Genomic DNA, 16,084 nt, shown 5'->3' on the forward strand with positions numbered 1-16,084 from the left:
GGCGTCAGTTCCAGATGCCGGTGATGTCGGAGGCGTTGGCGGAGTTGCCGGCGTGGGCGTTGACGCCGGCCAGGTCCTCCAGGGTGTGGAGCACGTCGTAGTGGTTGTAGGTGGTGGCGGTGGAGCTGCCGGGGGCGACGTGGGCGCCGTAGACCAGGGTCGGGATGCGGTTGCCGGCCAGGCGGTTGTCCTCGTCGAAGGTCACCACCAGCAGGCTGTTGTTGCTCCTGGCCCACTGGGCGTACGCGTCGAGGTTGCTCTGCAGCCAGGAGTCGCCGGTGCCCACCGAACAGTCGTGCATGTCGTCGCACAGGTCCGGGATGACGAAGGAGACCTTGGGCAGGGTGGTGAAGTCGGTCGGGAACTCGTCCATGCCGTAGGCACTGGAGGTGGGCACGTTGCCGAAGCCGAACCACGGGTTGTGCTTCTGCGCGTAGTTGCCGCTGCTGCAGTCGGTGGCGCCGACGGCGGGCAGGCCCTCGTTGTAGCTGGCCCAGGTCTGGTTGGCGGCGAGCAGCTCGGAGGCCAGGTTGGGCTGCTGCAGCGCGCCGACGTCCACGCAGCTGTCGTCCGTGACGCCCTGGGCGCTGCCGGAGAACAGCATGTAGTAGTTGGGCTGGCTGGGGTGGGTGAGCGCGTACGACTGGGTCAGCGTCGCGCCGCCGGCGGCCAGGGTGCGGTTGATGTACGGCGCCTTCGAGCTGCCGATGACCTGCGAGTACGCGTGGTTCTCCAGCATGACGACGACGACGTGGTCGGGCGAGGGCAGAGCGGCGGCGGTGTCGGCGGCCGCGCTGCCGCCCGCGGCCCACAGGCCGAGCGAGCCGGCGACCAGGCCGAGGCCGGTGGCGAGGGCGGTGATCGGGCGGAGCCTGCGGCGACGGGCGGGGCGCGGACCGGCGCTAGTGGTGGGGGCGGGGGTGCCGGGGGTGCGGAGTCGTGCGAAGGCCATGGGGTCCTCCGGGTGTCGGGGCTTCCGGGGCGGGAGCGCCGAGAACAGTAGGATCGCGGCGGTGTCGTGTACCGCACAAGACAGGTGAAGAACAGAAGAACAGCTGCGGGGCGGTCCCGGTACGGAGCACCCGGCGTCCGCGTCCGATGTCACACCCGCCGCGATTGACCCGTTTCGACCGCGCGTGGTGGGATCACGGGGGCCCGTCAGCGTAGGGCCGGGGACGGCAAGGAGTGCGGTACGTGATCGGACTGGTCGCCATCTACGGGCCGGGCCGCCCGCTGGCCGACGAACTGCAAGCGCTCTGGCCGGAGAGCAGCCACGCCTACCGGGCCTCGCGCGGCAACTGCTTCCAGGCGCCGGAGGCGATGCAATTCGCCCTCAGCCGACACCGGCAGGTGATCGCCGTCGGCTCGCTCGCCGTCGTCGTCGGACTGTTGGCCGACGAGCGCGTCGACGTCCCGCGCGGCGCGGAAGTGCTCTGCGTGGACCCGGGGCGGCGCTGGGTGATCCCGCTGACCCACACCGACTCGGCCGAGGAACTGGCCCGCGAGGTGGCGGCCGCCCTCGGGGTCACCCCGGTGTTCACCGGCCCGCCGGCCGCCCCCGCGAACCCGCTGGACGTCCTGACCCCGCACGCCGTGCGCTACTACCGGGCCGGTGCCACCGCGACCGCCGAGGCGGCGGCGGACGGACGCCCCGTCCGACTGGTCACCGAGGTGCCGTACCCGCTGCCCGCGCTGCCCCCGAACGTCCGGACGGACGCGCCCGAGGACGCCCCCGTCCTGCGGGTCACCGATCAGGAGGACCCGGACGGCAGCGACCTCCTGGTCGTCCCGCGCACATTGGTCGTCGGCATCGGCGCGGGCAGCGGCACCGAGTCGGCCGAGGCCATGCAGTTGCTGATGGCCGTGCTCAAGGAGACCGGGCACCTGCGCTCGGCCATCGCCAGGGTGGCCACCCTGGCGGGCAAGGCGGACCACCCGGCGGTGCGCTGGGCGGCGCGCTGCCTGAACGTGCCGGTGGACGAGCACCCGGCGGAGGAGCTGGCGCGGTACACGGTGCCCAACCCTTCCGAGGCCGTCGGCACAGCAGTCGGCACCGCGAGCGTGGCCGAGGCGGCGGCGCTGGCCAGCGCGAACGGCGGCCACCTCGTGGTCGCCAAGCGGAAGTCCGCGACGGCCACGGTGGCGATCGCCCGGGCCGCGGTGCGCGGGCGGCTGGCGCTGGTCGGCCTCGGGCCGGGGGCGCACGACCTGCTGGTGCCGCGCGCGCTGGCGGAACTGCGGCGCGCCTCGGTGGTGGTGGGCCGGCCGGAGGCGGTCGAGGCGGTGGCTGAGCTGCTCCGGCCGGGGACCCGGCAGGTCGCGGTGCCGGAGCCCGGGACGGTACTGAACACCCGCGGAGTGCCGCTGGACTGGGCCGGAGTGGCGACGGACGGAACCGGACAGGTCGTCGACCACGTCGGGGCGGCCGTCACCCTGGCCGCGCACGGGCACGCCGTCGCCCTGGTCGCGCTCGGCGACGGCTCGGGGCTCACCGTGCCGCCCGGCGCCTACGAGATCCTGCGGGTTCCCGGGCTGCCCGCTCTGCCTGTTGACGGAGACCCCGCATGACCGCCCACGAGCCCGACCTGCGCCACCACGGCGACGCCGAGGTGCGGGCGGGCGGACGCGGCCTGGTCGACCTCGCCGTCAACGTCCGCACCGGCACGCCGCCGACCTGGCTGCGCGAACGCCTGGCCGCCACCCTCGGCGACCTCGCCGCCTACCCCGACCAGGGCGCCGCCCGCGCCGCGGTGGCCGCCCGGCACGGGCGCCCGGTCGAGGAGGTGCTGCTCACCTCGGGGGCGGCGGAGGCCTTCGTCCTGCTCGCGCGAGTTCTGACTGCACGTCACATCGTCGTGGTGCACCCGCAGTTCACCGAACCGGAGGCCGCGCTGCGGGATGCCGGGCACCGGGTTCACCGGGTGCTGCTCTCCCCCGAGGACGGCTTCCGACTGGGCGCCGTACCCGAGGAGGCGGATTTGGTCGTCCTCGGCAACCCGACCAACCCGACCTCCGTCCTGCACCCCGCCGAGGCCGTCGCCGCGCTCGCCCGGCCCGGACGCACCCTGGTGGTGGACGAGGCGTTCATGGACACCGTGCCGGGCGAACGGGAGTCCCTCGCCCCGCTCCGGGACCTGCCCGGCCGGGTCGTCGTGCTGCGGAGCCTCACCAAGACCTGGGGCCTGGCCGGGCTGCGGATCGGCTACGTGCTCGGACCGGCGCCGCTGATCGCCGCCCTCGGCGCCGCACAGCCGCTCTGGCCGGTCTCCACCCCGGCCCTGGTCGCCGCCGAGGTGTGCAGCGGCCCGCCGGCACTGGCCGAGGCGGAGCAGGCGGCCGCCGAACTGGCCCTTCGGCGCGCGTACTTGGTGAAGTGCCTGGCCGCCTTCCCGGCGCTGCGGGTGTACGGCGAACCGGCCGCCTCCTTCGTCCTGGTCCGGCTGCCGGGCGCGGCCGCCGTCCGCGAGCGACTGCGCGAGCACGGCTTCGCGGTCCGGCGTGGGGACACCTTCCCCGGCCTCGGCGAGGACTGGCTGCGGATCGCCGTACGGGACGAGGAGACCACCGACCGCTTCCTCAACGCCCTGGAAGCGGTGCTCAGTTCAACCTGACCTCGGCACCCGGCTCGACCCTGCCCGGTGCCAGGACCTGCGCGTACACCCCCGCGCAGGGCAGCGCCGGCATCCCCTCCAGCGGGACCAGCCGGTTGCGCTCGGCCGGCACCCGCAGCGCCTCCGCCCGGCGGGGCAGCGACCCGTGCCCCAGGGTGGGGACGGCGCAGCGCGGGGTGGGTGCCACGATGCGCAGCCACAGCGTCTCCCCCACCGCCAACTCCCGCCCCACCCAGGCGTTCTCGACGAACCCCTCACCCTCGGTGCGGAGCACCAGGTTCGGCCGGTAACGCTCGGCCTCGACGCCGACGGCGCGCAGCGTGGCCTCGGTGATCAGGTGCACCGGGGCGAAGTCGAAGAAGCCGCCCTCCGGCGCGGCACGACCCAACTCGCTGACCGTCACCGCGACTTCGGCCTCGATTCCGCGCGCCAGCACCTCCTCGGGCACCGCCCGCTCGACCGTCGCGCCGGGCGGCCGTTCGGCGATCAGGGCGAGCTTGCGGCCGAGCTCCTCGGACAGCTCCGCCTCGTCCGCGGCGCGCCCGTCCGGGCCGGTGATCGCCACCCGGCCGTCCGCGGTGGCCGCCGCCGAGTACCTCAGCAGGCCCGCCCACAGCCGGGGGTGCTTCGCGCTGGCCACCCGCCCGGTCGCCAGGTCCAGCAGCGCCCGCTCACGGTCCCCGGCCACCCCGCGCCCGGTCACCTCCGCCGCCGAAAGCTCCTCCCCCAGCAGCGACTTCACCGGGTAGCGGCGCAACCGCTCCACCTGACCGATCAGCACGGAGCCTCCTCCGCCCACTCCCGCAGCGCCGCGAAGTGCAGCTCGTGCAGCCCCGCCCGGGGGTCGACCCACAGCGGCAGCGCCTCGCCCGGGTGGTTCGCCGCGATCCACTCGATGTCCTGCGGCCCCAACTCGTCGTCCAGCCACACGAAGGGCCGCCCGTCCGCCCAGGCGACCACGTCCCTGGTCTTCCAGTGCAGCCCGTCCGGATCGCTGCCGAACAGCTCCGTCCAGGCGATGTACGGCAGTTCGGGCAGGCCCAGATTCGGCCCGATCAGCGCGTTCGCCTCCGCCATCCAGGTCGTCGCCCACACCAGCTCGTACGGCAGCGCCAGCAGCTCCACCCCGTGCGCCGGGTTCAGCCACACCCGCAGCGGCTTCGCCTCCCCCTCCGCCCACCGCGCCTGCCGCTCCGCCCACCACGCGGGCATCAGCTCGTGGCTCCGGTACCCAGCCGGCCGCCGGAGCCTCGGCGCGGCATAGGGATTGAGCGGTCCGTCCACGTCGAGCAGGAGCAGCGGCTGTCTGGTCATGCCGTGAATTGTCCGGTGGCCGAACGGGATTGACCAGCGATTTGCACTCATGACACCAGGCGCTTCGGCTTTGCCGAACAAGGGATCGAACAGGCGAAATCATTCCCTGTACGACGGATGAGCTGGGGGGCGCTGTTGTCGGACTACCGAGTGTCGACAAACCAACTCGTACTGACGTCCAGGGGATACAGCCAACTGCGCCACCGGGTCGAGGAGATCGCCACCGGCCTGATGGGCGATCTGAGCATGGCGGCAGGCATGGCGGGCAACGACGCGGGCGGCCGCGCGTTTGCGGCCGCCTACGAGGCTGCCGCAGCCGAAACGTTCGACAAGATCGCGTTCGCCGCGTTCGTGATGGCCGAGTCCGCCACGAACCTGATGAAGACCGCCTTCAACTACCTCGCGGCCGAGGACCAGCACTCACCGATCATCTCGCCGAGGTCGAGGCCGAGGAGTGAGCGAACGCCCGCAGGCCCTCCCCCGGTGGGGGAGGGCCTGCGGGCTCACGTACCTCAGGGGCGGATCAGACCTGGCCGGCCTTCTCCAGGGCCTCGCAGCAGGTGTTGATCAGGAGGCGGGTGACGACGTAGGGGTCGACGTTGGCGTTCGGGCGGCGGTCCTCGATGTAGCCCTTCTGCTCCACCTCGACCTGCCACGGGATGCGGACCGAGGCGCCGCGGTTGGAGACGCCGTAGCTGTAGACGTTCCACGGGGCGGTCTCGTGCTTGCCGGTCAGGCGGGACTCGATGTCGGCGCCGTACTGGGTGACGTGCTCCAGCACCTTCTCCTGGGAGGCGCCGAGCGACTCGCAGGCGGTGATGATGGCGTCGTAGCCCTCGCGCATCGCCTTGGTGGAGAAGTTGGTGTGCGCACCCGCGCCGTTCCAGTCGCCACGGGCCGGCTTGGCGTCCAGGGTGGCGTCGATGCCGAACTCCTCGGCGGTGCGGTAGAGCAGGTAGCGGGCGATCCACAGGTCGTCCGAGACGGTCAGCGCGTCGACCGGGCCGATCTGGAACTCCCACTGGCCGGGCATGACCTCGGCGTTGATGCCGCAGATCGCCAGGCCGGCGTCGATGCAGCGGTCGAGGTGCAGCTCGACGATCTCGCGGCCGAAGACCTCCTCGGCGCCGACGCCGCAGTAGTAGCCGCCCTGCGGGGCCGGGAAGCCACCCTCCGGGAAGCCGAGCGGGCGGGAGCCCTTGAAGAAGGTGTACTCCTGCTCGATGCCGAAGATCGACTCCTGAGCGGTGTACTTCTCCTCGACCTCGCGCAGCAGGGCGCGGGTGTTGGACTCGTGCGGGGTACCGTTCGTCTCCAGGACCTCGCAGAGGACCAGGATGTTGTCACCGCCGCGGATCGGGTCCTTGACGACCTTCACCGGCTCCAGCACGCGGTCCGAGGCGTGGCCCTCGGCCTGGTTGGTCGAGGAACCGTCGAAGCCCCAGGTGGGGATCTTGTCGGCGTTCGGCAGGACGCGAGTCTTGGAACGGAGCTTCGCGGTCGGCTTGGTGCCGTCGATCCAGATGTACTCGGCCTTGATTGCCACGACTGGGTCCCTCGCATTGCTGGGTGGGGGTGGGTGCCCGCGTAGCGTCGCAAGCCGCCGTTTCCCGGTTGTTCCTCTCGTGTAACGCGCATGTGAACCAACCGTCCGCGTTGGCACGGTTACGGTGCGGGAGTGCCGGGCGTGGCACCCCGCACCGCTCCGGGTGGCCGGGAGCGGCCCGCGGGAGCGCTCAGGGCCGACGGGCGTGCGCGGCCCGGCGGCGCCGGGTGGCCCACAGGGCGGCCGCGCCGCCCGCGACCAGGGCGGCGGCCCCGGCGGCCAGCGGGCCGGTAGCGCTGCTGCCGCCGGTGCTGGCGAGCGTCTCGGGCTTCCCGCCCTTCCCGGGCTTCTCCACCGCCGCCTGCGGCACCGCGGCCGGCGAGGTGGTGGTGTCGGCGACCGGCTGGGCGCTGGGCGCCGCGCTCGGGGTGTCCGTGGGCGCGGGGGCGCCGGGCTTCTCGCAGCTCACCGACGCGACGGTGACCGTGCCGGTGACCTTGGCGACGTTCAGGTTCAGCGGGTTCACCTCCACCTGCACCTCCAGGGCCGAGGCGGCGGCGGTGGTCGTGGTGGTGGTCTTCCTGGAGAACTCCACCGACACGCTGCCGACCAGCGGCACGTCCACCTTGGTCGGGCCGTACAGCCCGACGGTGACGGGCTTGCCCAGCACGGTCAGCTTGGCGGGCGCGACCACGTTCGCGGTCGGTTGCCCGTCGACCGGGCAGGTGACCTCGGCGCTCATCGCCTCCAGGCCGAGCAGCGCGGTGGTGGGCAGGCCGGGGGCGTGTACGTCGGCGTTGACCAGCTTGACGGAGGCGGCGGTGCCCTTGGCGTCGGAGCGGGTGACGGACTTGCCGACGTCGGCCTTGACCAGTTCGACCGGGCCGCGCTGGTCGACGCCGTCGACCTTGGCGGTGAGGACGGAACCGTCGCGCTGCGCGGGTGTCTCCACCTTGTTGAGCGCGATGTCCACCGGGACGTCCACGGCGTTGTTCAACAGCTTGACGTCCAGGGCGACTTCGGCGGTGACGGCGCGCGCCTTGCCCGGTGAGGAGGCCCCCGGCGCAGGAGCCGCCTGGACGGGCGCGGCGGTGAGCAGCGTGCACGCCACCGTGGCGGCGGCGGCAGAAACGATTCGACGAGAAGACAAGGCGATACCTCAAGGCAGATGAAACGATGAGCCGCCAGTCTTCTCGAACGATCCGTCACATGAGCACCACAGAACGTCGTTTCACCCGTTGGAGTGAGATTGACGTTCCGCACCGACCCGGATCTGCTACGGGCCGGCGCGGCGCCGCCCGGACGCGTCAACTCCCCTACGGCAGCCGCCAGTCCACCGGCTGCGCGCCCTGTCGCACCAGCAGCTCGTTCGCCCGGCTGAACGGACGCGAGCCGAAGAAGCCGCTACTGGCCGAGTACGGGCTCGGGTGCGCCGACTCGATCGCCGGGACGTCCCCGAGCAGCGGCCGGAGGTTACGGGCGTCGCGGCCCCAGAGGATCGCCACCAGCAGGCCGCCGCGCGCCACCAGCGCCCGGATCGCCTGTTCGGTGACCTCCTCCCAGCCCTTGCCCCGGTGCGCGGCGGGCTTGCGCGGGGCGGTGGTCAGCGCCCGGTTGAGCAGCAGCACGCCCTGGTTCGTCCACGGGGTGAGGTCACCGTTGGAGGGCTGCGGCAGGCCGAGGTCGTTGCCGTACTCCTGGAAGATGTTGATCAGGCTCGCCGGGATCGGTCGCACCTCCGGCCCCACCGAGAAGCTGAGCCCGACGGCGTGGCCGGGGGTCGGGTACGGATCCTGCCCGACGATCAGCACCCGCACGTCGGCCAGGGGCTGCTGGAAGGCCCGCAGCACGTTCGGCCCGGAGGGCAGGTAGGTACGACCGGCGGCGATCTCGGCGCGCAGGAAGTCGCCCATCGCGGCGACCCGGCCGGCGACGGGCTCCAGGGCGGCGGCCCAACCGGGCTCGACGATCTCATTCAGTGGACGCGGTGCCATGGGCGTCACCCTATCGGCCGATACCGACAGGGCGTCACCGCGAACGATGACCGCGCGGGGTCACCCCACCGGCCGCCCCCGCAGCACCACCAGCAGCGGGTCCGCGAGCACCCGCACGTCCGCCCGCGGGTCCTCCGCGTACACCACGAAGTCGGCCGGCGCGCCCTCCTCCAGCCCCGGCCGCCCGAGCCACGCCCGTGCTCCCCAACTCGCCGCCGACAGCGCCTCGGCCGGGCTCAGCCCCGCCTTCACCAGCTCCGCCACCTCGTCCGCGACCAGCCCGTGCGCCAGCGAGCCGCCCGCGTCCGTGCCGACGAACACCGGGATGCCCGCGTCGTGCGCGGCGCCGACGGTGTCGTAGCGGCGCTCGTGCAGCCGCCGCATGTGCGCCGACCAGGCCGGGAACTTGGCCTCCCCGCCGGCCGCCAACGCCGGGAAGGTGGCGATGTTGACCAGCGTCGGGACGATGGCCACCCCGCGCTCGGCGAAGGCCGGGATCAACTCCTCGGTCAGCCCGGTGGCGTGCTCGACGCAGTCGATCCCGGCCGTCAGCAGGTCCGGCAGCGACTCGGCCGCGAAGCAGTGCGCGGTGACCCGCGCCCCCTCCTCGTGCGCCGCCGCGATCGCCTCGGCCAGTGCGTCGCCGGGCCAGCAGGCGGCGAGGTCGCCGCGCTCCCGGTCGATCCAGTCGCCGACCAGCTTCACCCAGCCGTCGCCTCGCCGGGCCTCGGCCCGCACGTACGCGGCGAGGTCGCCGGGCTCGATCTCGTGGGCGTAGTTGCGGATGTAGCGGCGGGTGCGGGCGATGTGCCGCCCGGCCCGGATGATCCGGGGCAGGTCCTCGCGCTCGTCGATCCAGCGAGTGTCGGCGGCCGAACCGGCGTCGCGGATCAGCAGGGTGCCGGCGTCACGGTCGGTGAGCGCCTGCTTCTCGCTGGTCTCCGCGTCCACGGCACCGTGCGCGTCCAGTCCGACGTGGCAGTGCGCGTCCACCAGGCCGGGCAGTACCCAGCCGGTCACCGTCCGGACGTCTTCGACGGTCGGCGGGCGGGTGAAGCTCACCCGGCCGTCCACCACCCAGAGTTCGTCCCGGACCTCCTCCGGACCGACCAGCACCCGACCCCGGACGTGCAGCACCGCGCCATCACTCATGGCCGCACTCTACCGACGGGCGGGTTCCGTGTAAGCAGTCAGAATGCGGCAGACTCGTTGCCGCACCCGTCGTCCCCGCTGCGAAAGGCCGCATGCCGTGAGCCACTTCCTCGACCTCCCCCCGCTCAGCGCCGCCGGGTTCGCGGCGATCGAGGACCAGGTGGCCGCGCTGCTGCACACCGAAGCCGACGTCATCGTCACCCAGGGTGAGGCCCTGCTCCCGCTGGAGGCCGCGATCCGCGGCGCCGCCCACCCCGGCTCCACCGCACTCAACATCGTCACCGGCCCGTACGGGCAGACCTTCGGCAACTGGCTGCGCTCCTGCGGGGCCACGGTCGTCGACCTCGCCGTGCCGTTCGACAGCGCGGTGAGCGCTCAGCAGGTCGCCGAGGCGCTCGAGAGCCACCCCGAGATCGACTTCGTCTCCCTGGTGCACGCCGAGGCCGCCACCGGCAACACCAACCCGGTCGCCGAGATCGCCGCCGTGGTCCGCGAGCACGGCGCCCTGCTGATGCTCGACGCGGTCGCCTCGGTCGCCGCCGAGCCGCTGCTCACCGACGAGTGGGGCATCGACCTGTGCGTGATCGGCGGCCAGAAGGCGATGGGCGGCCCGGCCGGGGTCTCCGCCGTCTCCGTCTCCGGGCGCGCCTGGGAGCGGATCGCCGCCAACCCGGCCGCCCCGCGCCGCTCCTACCTCTCGCTGCTCGACTGGAAGGAGCGCTGGACGGACGCCGGGCGCACCGTACTCCCGCACGCCCCGGCCCAGTTGGAGATGCTCGCGCTCGGCGCCTGCCTGGACCGGATCGCCGCCGACGGCCTGCCGACCGTGATCGCCCGCCACCGCGCCGCCTCCGCCGCCACCCGGGCCGGCGTGCGCGCGCTCGGCACGCTGACCCCGTTCGTCCGCGAGGACGCCCACGCGGCCCCGGTCGCCACCACCGTGCGCACCCCGGCCGGCCTGCACGCCGCCGAACTCGCCGCCACGCTCGACCCCGCGCTGCCGATCCAGCCCGGCGGCGGTGCGCTGGCCGCGGAGATGCTGCGGGTCAACCACTACGGCCAGGCGTCCGGGCTGGACACCGTCCGCGCCTGCCTCACCGCGCTCGCCGACGCCACGGAGGCCGACGGCGCGAAGGCCCTGGCGGCCGCCGAGGCGGCCTGGGACGCGGCCGTCTGACACAAGCGAGCGGCCCCCGGTTCGGACGAACCGGGGGCCGCCGCAGACCGGGAAGGTCAGTGTCCGCCCGCGTCCACCACCTCGACGCCGCGGATGTTCCGCTCGATGTCCTCCGCCGGCAGGGCGACGGACAGCGCCCAGTAGTAGACGACCAGCGAGAACACCACCACCACCCCGATGTCCCACCACAGCGGCAGGTTCCCCTGCGCGCCCACGCCGAAGCTGCCCTGCCAGGAGACGATCCCCATCCCGATGAGGTAGACGGGCAGCCACTGCCCCGCCCTGAAGTCCATCCGCGGCGCGTTCGGCACCCCCTTCGACGCGGCGTACGCGGAGTACCCGCCGAGCAGCAGGTACCCGATCACGATCGCCAGCCCGAGGCGCCACAGGGTGTCCCAGCCCGCCCAGTAGATGACCAGGCTCGCCACCACGAAGGCGATCGGCGAGACGACCGTGCCACCCGGCAGGTTGTACGAGCGCTCCATCCCCGGCAACCGCTTGCGCAGCACCCCGAAGGCCAGCGGCGCGCCCGCGTACATCAGCACGACGGCCGAGGTGATGAAGCCGACCAGCCGCTGCCAGCTCGGGAACGGCAGGAAGCAGATCACCCCGGCGATCCAGGCGATGAGCAGCCCGAGCCAGGGCACCGAGTTGCGGTCGGTGTACTGGAGGGCCCGCGGCGCGTAGCCGTTGCGGCTGAGGCCATAGGTGACCCGCGAGCTGGAGGTGATGTAGACCAGCCCGGTGCCGGCCGGTGAGACCACCGCGTCGATGAACAGGATCGTGGCCAGCCAGCCCAGGCCGATCAGCGTCGCGAGGCCCGCGAACGGGCCGCTGACGCCGGGGTAGGTGAGCTTGGTCCAGCCGCCCGCGACGGTCTCCGGCGGCAGCGCGCCGATGAACACCACCTGGAGCATCACGTAGATGATCGTGCCGATCACCACCGAGCCGATCACCGCCCGGGGAATGTCCTTGCGGGGGTTGCGGCTCTCCCCCGCCCACTGGATGGCCTGCTCGAACCCGAGCAGCGCGAAGATCACCCCGCTGCTGCTGATCGCCGCCAGCACGCCCTTGGCGCCGTCCGGCGCGAACCCGTGCACGGTGAAGTTGGAGCCGTTGAACCCGGTGATCCCGAGCGCGAAGATCGTCAGGACCGGGATCGCGACCTTCCAGACGGTGGCGGCGCTGTTGGTGTGGGCGAGCAGTCGGACACCGAGGAAGTTGATCGCGACGAACACACCCATCAGCACGGCGGCGACCACGAATCCCGTCGCGGTCAGCGTCAGGTCCTTGTTCAGGAAGCCGTCCGCCCAGGACCAGTGCTGGGCGTAGTTGATCATCGCCTGCACCTCGATCGGCGCGATGGTCGCCGCCTGCAGCCAGGTGAACCAGCCGAACGACATCCCGGCGAAGCCACCGAAGGCGTAGTGGGGGTAGCGCGCGGTGCCGCCCGCGACCGGGAACAGCCCGCCCAGCTCCGCGTGGACCAGCGCCAGCAGGACGATCGCCACCGCACCGATGCCCCAGGAGAGCAGGGCGGCGGGCCCGGCCGCCACCGCCGCCTTCTGCGCCCCGAACAGCCAGCCGGACCCGATGATCGCCCCGACCGACGCCCAGAGCAGCCCGGCGAGGCCGACCTCACGCTTCAGCCCGCCGTGCCCCGCGGGGGGCGATGAGGTGGTATCGGATTGGCCCACGGCACAGCCGCCTCTCGCATCGGGGGGAGGGAGTCCACCCCGACAGTGCCGCAGCCCGGGCTGGTCCCTTCACCCCGAAACACCCTCCGAGCTGCGCCCTCACCCGAACGGTGGCAGCGGCTCACGGCATGTGGGCCCGCCCCAGAATGCCCGGAACGGGCCCGCCCGGCGGGGGCGACGTCGGCCGGGACGCCGGTGACGGCGGTCGGTGGCGGCGGTCTGCTCGTGCTCGGCCATCAGGCCCGCACCTCGGCGAGGTGGCGGAACTTGCGGGCGTCGTTGGCCAGGTCGTCCGTGTCGAGCGTGACGTCGTCGCCGTGCTCTCCGTAGACGGCCCACATGCTGCCGTCGGCCCAGACGCAGAAGGCCATGTCCTGCGGCTTCCCCGCCTTCTTCATGCCGCTGGTGTGGCCGCACTTCATGACGCCGCCGCGTTCACCCGGGTCGACGGTGCGCACGCTCTCGACGTGCAAGCCGGTGGTCGACTCGGTGATCACCGTGTCGACCGTGGCCGAGGGCGAGACGATGGGCAGCTCGCGGACGGTGACGGCGACGGTGCGCGACCTGTCCGAGGTCTGGTAACCGGTGACCTTCACGCCCCTGGCGACCGTCGACGCCTTGGGGATCTGCCCTGCGGGGAGGCGCGGCAGCCCCAGGAACTCCTCCGGCGGGTTGTAGCGGTACGCGCCGAGGCTGGCCGTGTCGTGGGCGAAGGCAAGCGCGAGGGCGATGAAGGCGGCGAACCCGAAGGCGCCCAGGGTCAGCCAGAGCCGCTGGCGTGAGCCCGGCGATGGGGCCACGGTCGGGACGGGGGCGACGGGGGTCATGTCCACCAGGACGTCGACGTCCTGGTGTTGATCTTGATCGGGCACTGGCATATCCGAGCAGGTCGAAGCCGTCGGCGCAAGGGATTTGACGGCGGTCCCGACGGACCGTTCCCCGGACGTTCATCCGACCGGCACGCGGAACTCACCGGGGAGCGGCAAGCTCCTCGAGAGGTGAAGTTGGCTGTACAACTCAGCCCAGGAGGAGACCCATGACCCAGCAACCGCCGCCCTACTGGCTGCGCGACAACTGCCCGTGCGGCGAGTGCCGGGACCCGCGCAACGGGCAGAAGCTGTTCCAGATCAGCGATCTGCCGCCGGACCTCGCCATCGCCGCGAGCAAGGAGCTCGACGGCAACCTGGAAGTCCTCTGGTCCGACGGCCACCGCTCCCGCTACCCGCTCACCTGGCTGCACGACACGGACGAGGCGGGCGACGGCCGCACCGAGCAGGGCAAGCGGCTCTGGACGGCCGCCGACTTCGCGCGCGGCATCCCCGGGGCCGACTGGGAGGCGTACCTGACCGACCCCGCCGAGCAGGCCGCCGTCCTCGCCGCCGTACGGCGCAGCGGCTTCGCGCTGCTGCGCGGGGTGCCGACGGTGGAGCGCCAGGTGCTGCGGGTGGCCGAGAGCTTCGGCTACGTCCGGGTCACCAACTACGGCGAGCTGTTCGACGTCCGGATCGAGCCCGACCCGAACAACCTCGCCTTCACGAACAGGGCCATCACCCCGCACACCGACAACCCCTACCGGGACCCGGTCCCCACCCTCCAACTGCTGCACTGCCTGGAGAACTCGGCGACCGGCGGCGACTCCGGCCTGGTGGACGGCTTCAAGGCGGCCGCGGCCCTCCGCGACGAAGCCCCCGAGGACTTCGAGACCCTCACCCGCACTCCCGTCCCCTTCGTCTTCCGGGACCGCCGCACCGAACTGCGCGCCGACCGCCCGCTGATCGACGTGGACCCGCTCGGCCGGATCCGCGAGGTCCGCTTCAACAACCGCTCGCTCGGCACCCTCCGAGCGGACGACGTGGAGGCCTTCTACGCCGCCTACCGCCGCTTCGCCGCGATCACCCTGCGCCCCGAGCTCCGGCTCACCTTCCGCCTGGGCCCCGGCGACTGCCTGGTCTTCGACAACACCCGCCTGCTGCACGCCCGTACCGCCTTCCAGCAGGACGGCCGGCGCCATCTCCAGGGCTGCTACGCCGACCTGGACGCCCTGCACAGCACCCTCGCCGTCCTGCACCGCCGCACCGCCGCCCTGGACGAGCTGGCCGAGCTGTTCACGGGCGAGGGAGCCGGGGAGTACCTGGGCGAGGCGGTCACCATGGCCGAGCACATGCTGCAGGCCGCCGCCGCTGCCGAGGCCGCCGGGGCTCCCGACCACCTCATCGCCGCCGCACTGCTGCACGACGTCGGACACTTCCAAGGTGCCGTGCGCGGGCGCGACTTGATGCAGGGACAGGACAACCATCACAGCGACAGCGGCGCCGACTGGCTGGCCCGCTGGTTCGGCCCGGAGGTCACCGAGCCGGTGCGGCTGCACGTGGCCGCCAAGCGCTACCTGTGCGCCGCCGAGCCCGGCTACCGCGCCGAGCTGTCCGCCGCCTCCGAGTACACCCTCACCGTCCAGGGCGGCCCGATGGACGACCGCGAGGCGGCCGACTTCGCCCGACTCCCGGGCGCCGTCGACGCGGTGGCCGTCCGCCGCTGGGACGAGCAGGCCAAGACGGCCGGCGCGAAGACGCCGGACTTCGAGCACTACCGCCCGCTGCTCGCGGCACTGATGAAGTGACCGAACAACGCCCGGGAGCTCAGTCCAGCTCCCGGGCGTGCCGCGAAAGCGCCGAAGTCGCCAGCGAGTTGTGCACGCTGAACGCCACCGTCCCGGGCAGGTAGCGGTCCTGCGACCACTCCACCGGCGTGCCGGTCGGGTCGGTCGTGCGGCGCCGCTCGCGCAGCAGTGGGCCGCCGCGGCGGCAGCCGAGCAGCCGGGCGTCCTCGGCGTTGGCCGCGACGATGTCGATGGTGTGGTCGGCGTCGGTGAACAGGATGCCGTGCTCGCGCAGCACCTCGGTGTGGGAGACGACGTCCGGCGGCAGCTCCGCGACGATCTCGCCGACCCGCGGCGGGTAGATGGTCCGCTCGACCATCACCGGTGTGCCGGACAGGGTCCGCAGCCGGACCGTCACGTACACCTCGGCGCCCGGCTCCAGGCGCAGTTGGTCGCGTTCGGCGGCGTCGGCCGGGCGGCGCACCAGTGAGTCCAGGATGCCGCCGGGCTCCTCGCCCATCGAGTACGCCCAGTGGGTGAAGCTGAGCAGTTCGGAGAAGCTCTGCACCCGGGCGCCGCCGAGCACCACCCTCCGGGTGCCTCGGCGGGAGGTGACCAGCCCGTCGGAGCGCAGCACGGCGAGGGCCTGGCGGACGGTGCCGCGGGAGACCCCGTACTGCTCGGCGAGGGCGCCTTCGGCGGGCAGCCGGCCCGCCTCGCCGTACGCGCCGGTGGTGATGGCCTCGCGCAGGTCGGCGGCGACCTTGCGGTACAGGGCGCCGGTCGCACGCTCGCCGGTCGCACGCTCGACGGGGCGCCCGGACTCTACTGCCACGTCAGTCAATGTCCCTCCTGGGGCGGTGTCCAGCGCAGCCGTGCCGGCGCGGACAGCCCGACCCTATCCCGCTGCGCGGTTCGAGCATCGCATCGAACGGATCACGCTCCGATGGCCGGATTCCACCGTTCCCGCAGCCGACCCCGGTTCTGGGCCGTCCGT

15 protein-coding genes are annotated in these 16,084 nt (G+C 72.9%); 5 read left to right on the forward strand and 10 right to left on the reverse strand.

Annotated features, from left to right (window positions below; translation table 11 throughout):
* Nucleotides 1-4: 4 nt before the first annotated feature.
* Nucleotides 5-952, reverse strand: a complete 948-nt coding sequence (locus tag BOQ63_RS15990; RefSeq protein WP_078867401.1) for an alkaline phosphatase family protein — start codon at nt 950-952, stop codon at nt 5-7.
* Nucleotides 953-1,194: 242 nt separating this feature from the next.
* On the opposite strand from BOQ63_RS15990, the gene BOQ63_RS15995 reads away from it, so the two are divergent.
* Together BOQ63_RS15995 and cobC are read left to right on the forward strand one after the other, a co-directional pair.
* A complete protein-coding gene (locus BOQ63_RS15995) occupies nt 1,195-2,568 on the forward strand; it encodes a cobalamin biosynthesis protein (protein ID WP_150475935.1) in 1,374 nt (457 codons plus the stop codon).
* Entirely contained in the window at nt 2,565-3,611 is a 1,047-nt protein-coding gene (cobC, locus tag BOQ63_RS16000) for an Rv2231c family histidinol phosphate aminotransferase CobC (protein WP_030285553.1), read from the forward strand. The genes BOQ63_RS15995 and cobC overlap by 4 nt, the downstream gene beginning before the upstream one ends.
* On the opposite strand, the gene BOQ63_RS16005 is transcribed toward cobC, so the two are convergent.
* Both BOQ63_RS16005 and BOQ63_RS16010 read right to left on the reverse strand, forming a co-directional pair.
* Nucleotides 3,598-4,392 (reverse strand): MOSC domain-containing protein, encoded by a 795-nt coding sequence (locus BOQ63_RS16005; protein ID WP_223885949.1) that lies wholly within the window; start codon nt 4,390-4,392, stop codon nt 3,598-3,600. The genes cobC and BOQ63_RS16005 overlap by 14 nt on opposite strands.
* Nucleotides 4,386-4,925 (reverse strand): hypothetical protein, encoded by a 540-nt coding sequence (locus BOQ63_RS16010; protein WP_072654511.1) that lies wholly within the window; start codon nt 4,923-4,925, stop codon nt 4,386-4,388. Before BOQ63_RS16010 ends, BOQ63_RS16005 begins: the two co-directional genes overlap by 7 nt.
* A gap of 117 nt (nt 4,926-5,042) precedes the next feature.
* On the opposite strand from BOQ63_RS16010, the gene BOQ63_RS16015 reads away from it, so the two are divergent.
* Nucleotides 5,043-5,492 (forward strand): hypothetical protein, encoded by a 450-nt coding sequence (locus BOQ63_RS16015; RefSeq protein ID WP_072654512.1) that lies wholly within the window; start codon nt 5,043-5,045, stop codon nt 5,490-5,492.
* Here the strand turns inward: BOQ63_RS16015 and glnII are convergent.
* From glnII to BOQ63_RS16035, 4 genes are all read right to left on the reverse strand, one after another.
* Entirely contained in the window at nt 5,449-6,471 is a 1,023-nt protein-coding gene (gene glnII / locus BOQ63_RS16020) for a glutamine synthetase (protein WP_030285540.1), read from the reverse strand. The two genes, BOQ63_RS16015 and glnII, sit on opposite strands and share 44 nt — an antisense overlap.
* Nucleotides 6,472-6,661: 190 nt before the next feature.
* Complete coding sequence (locus BOQ63_RS16025; RefSeq protein ID WP_030598115.1) at nt 6,662-7,621, reverse strand: SCO1860 family LAETG-anchored protein; 960 nt, start codon at nt 7,619-7,621, stop codon at nt 6,662-6,664.
* Nucleotides 7,622-7,787: 166 nt separating this feature from the next.
* Nucleotides 7,788-8,465 carry a uracil-DNA glycosylase gene (locus BOQ63_RS16030; RefSeq protein WP_072654514.1) on the reverse strand — a complete coding sequence of 226 codons (678 nt, stop codon included), beginning with the start codon at nt 8,463-8,465 and terminating at the stop codon, nt 7,788-7,790.
* Nucleotides 8,466-8,525: 60 nt separating this feature from the next.
* Complete coding sequence (locus BOQ63_RS16035; RefSeq protein ID WP_030285530.1) at nt 8,526-9,617, reverse strand: amidohydrolase family protein; 1,092 nt, start codon at nt 9,615-9,617, stop codon at nt 8,526-8,528.
* Between the two features lie 97 nt (nt 9,618-9,714).
* Between BOQ63_RS16035 and BOQ63_RS16040 the strand changes: the two genes are divergently transcribed.
* Nucleotides 9,715-10,794 (forward strand): pyridoxal-phosphate-dependent aminotransferase family protein, encoded by a 1,080-nt coding sequence (locus BOQ63_RS16040; protein WP_030285528.1) that lies wholly within the window; start codon nt 9,715-9,717, stop codon nt 10,792-10,794.
* A gap of 56 nt (nt 10,795-10,850) precedes the next feature.
* On the opposite strand, the gene BOQ63_RS16045 is transcribed toward BOQ63_RS16040, so the two are convergent.
* Complete coding sequence (locus BOQ63_RS16045; RefSeq protein ID WP_078938865.1) at nt 10,851-12,491, reverse strand: APC family permease; 1,641 nt, start codon at nt 12,489-12,491, stop codon at nt 10,851-10,853.
* 236 nt (nt 12,492-12,727) lie between these two features.
* Entirely contained in the window at nt 12,728-13,363 is a 636-nt protein-coding gene (locus BOQ63_RS16050; protein WP_141763899.1) for a hypothetical protein, read from the reverse strand.
* 164 nt (nt 13,364-13,527) lie between these two features.
* Between BOQ63_RS16050 and tmpA the strand changes: the two genes are divergently transcribed.
* On the forward strand, nt 13,528-15,108 hold the full coding sequence (gene tmpA, locus BOQ63_RS16055) for a 2-trimethylaminoethylphosphonate dioxygenase (RefSeq protein ID WP_072654515.1): 1,581 nt from the start codon (nt 13,528-13,530) through the stop codon (nt 15,106-15,108).
* 19 nt (nt 15,109-15,127) lie between these two features.
* Here tmpA and BOQ63_RS16060 read toward each other — a convergent pair whose 3' ends face one another.
* Nucleotides 15,128-15,922, reverse strand: coding sequence for a GntR family transcriptional regulator (locus BOQ63_RS16060; protein WP_078867398.1), 795 nt, complete (start codon nt 15,920-15,922; stop codon nt 15,128-15,130).
* Nucleotides 15,923-16,084: the final 162 nt, after the last annotated feature.

This window comes from Streptomyces viridifaciens (genome assembly GCF_001888885.2).
GTDB lineage: Bacteria > Actinomycetota > Actinomycetes > Streptomycetales > Streptomycetaceae > Kitasatospora > Kitasatospora aureofaciens.

Bases quoted from the DNA above. Each gene is read 5' to 3' on its own strand.
- BOQ63_RS15990 (WP_078867401.1), bottom strand. From the start codon at position 952: ATGGCCTTCGCACGACTCCGCACCCCCGGCACCCCCGCCCCCACCACT.
- cobC (WP_030285553.1), top strand. From the start codon at position 2,565: ATGACCGCCCACGAGCCCGACCTGCGCCACCACGGCGACGCCGAGGTG.
- BOQ63_RS16010 (WP_072654511.1), bottom strand. From the start codon at position 4,925: ATGACCAGACAGCCGCTGCTCCTGCTCGACGTGGACGGACCGCTCAAT.
- BOQ63_RS16015 (WP_072654512.1), top strand. From the start codon at position 5,043: ATGAGCTGGGGGGCGCTGTTGTCGGACTACCGAGTGTCGACAAACCAA.
- BOQ63_RS16030 (WP_072654514.1), bottom strand. From the start codon at position 8,465: ATGGCACCGCGTCCACTGAATGAGATCGTCGAGCCCGGTTGGGCCGCC.
- BOQ63_RS16035 (WP_030285530.1), bottom strand. From the start codon at position 9,617: ATGAGTGATGGCGCGGTGCTGCACGTCCGGGGTCGGGTGCTGGTCGGT.
- tmpA (WP_072654515.1), top strand. From the start codon at position 13,528: ATGACCCAGCAACCGCCGCCCTACTGGCTGCGCGACAACTGCCCGTGC.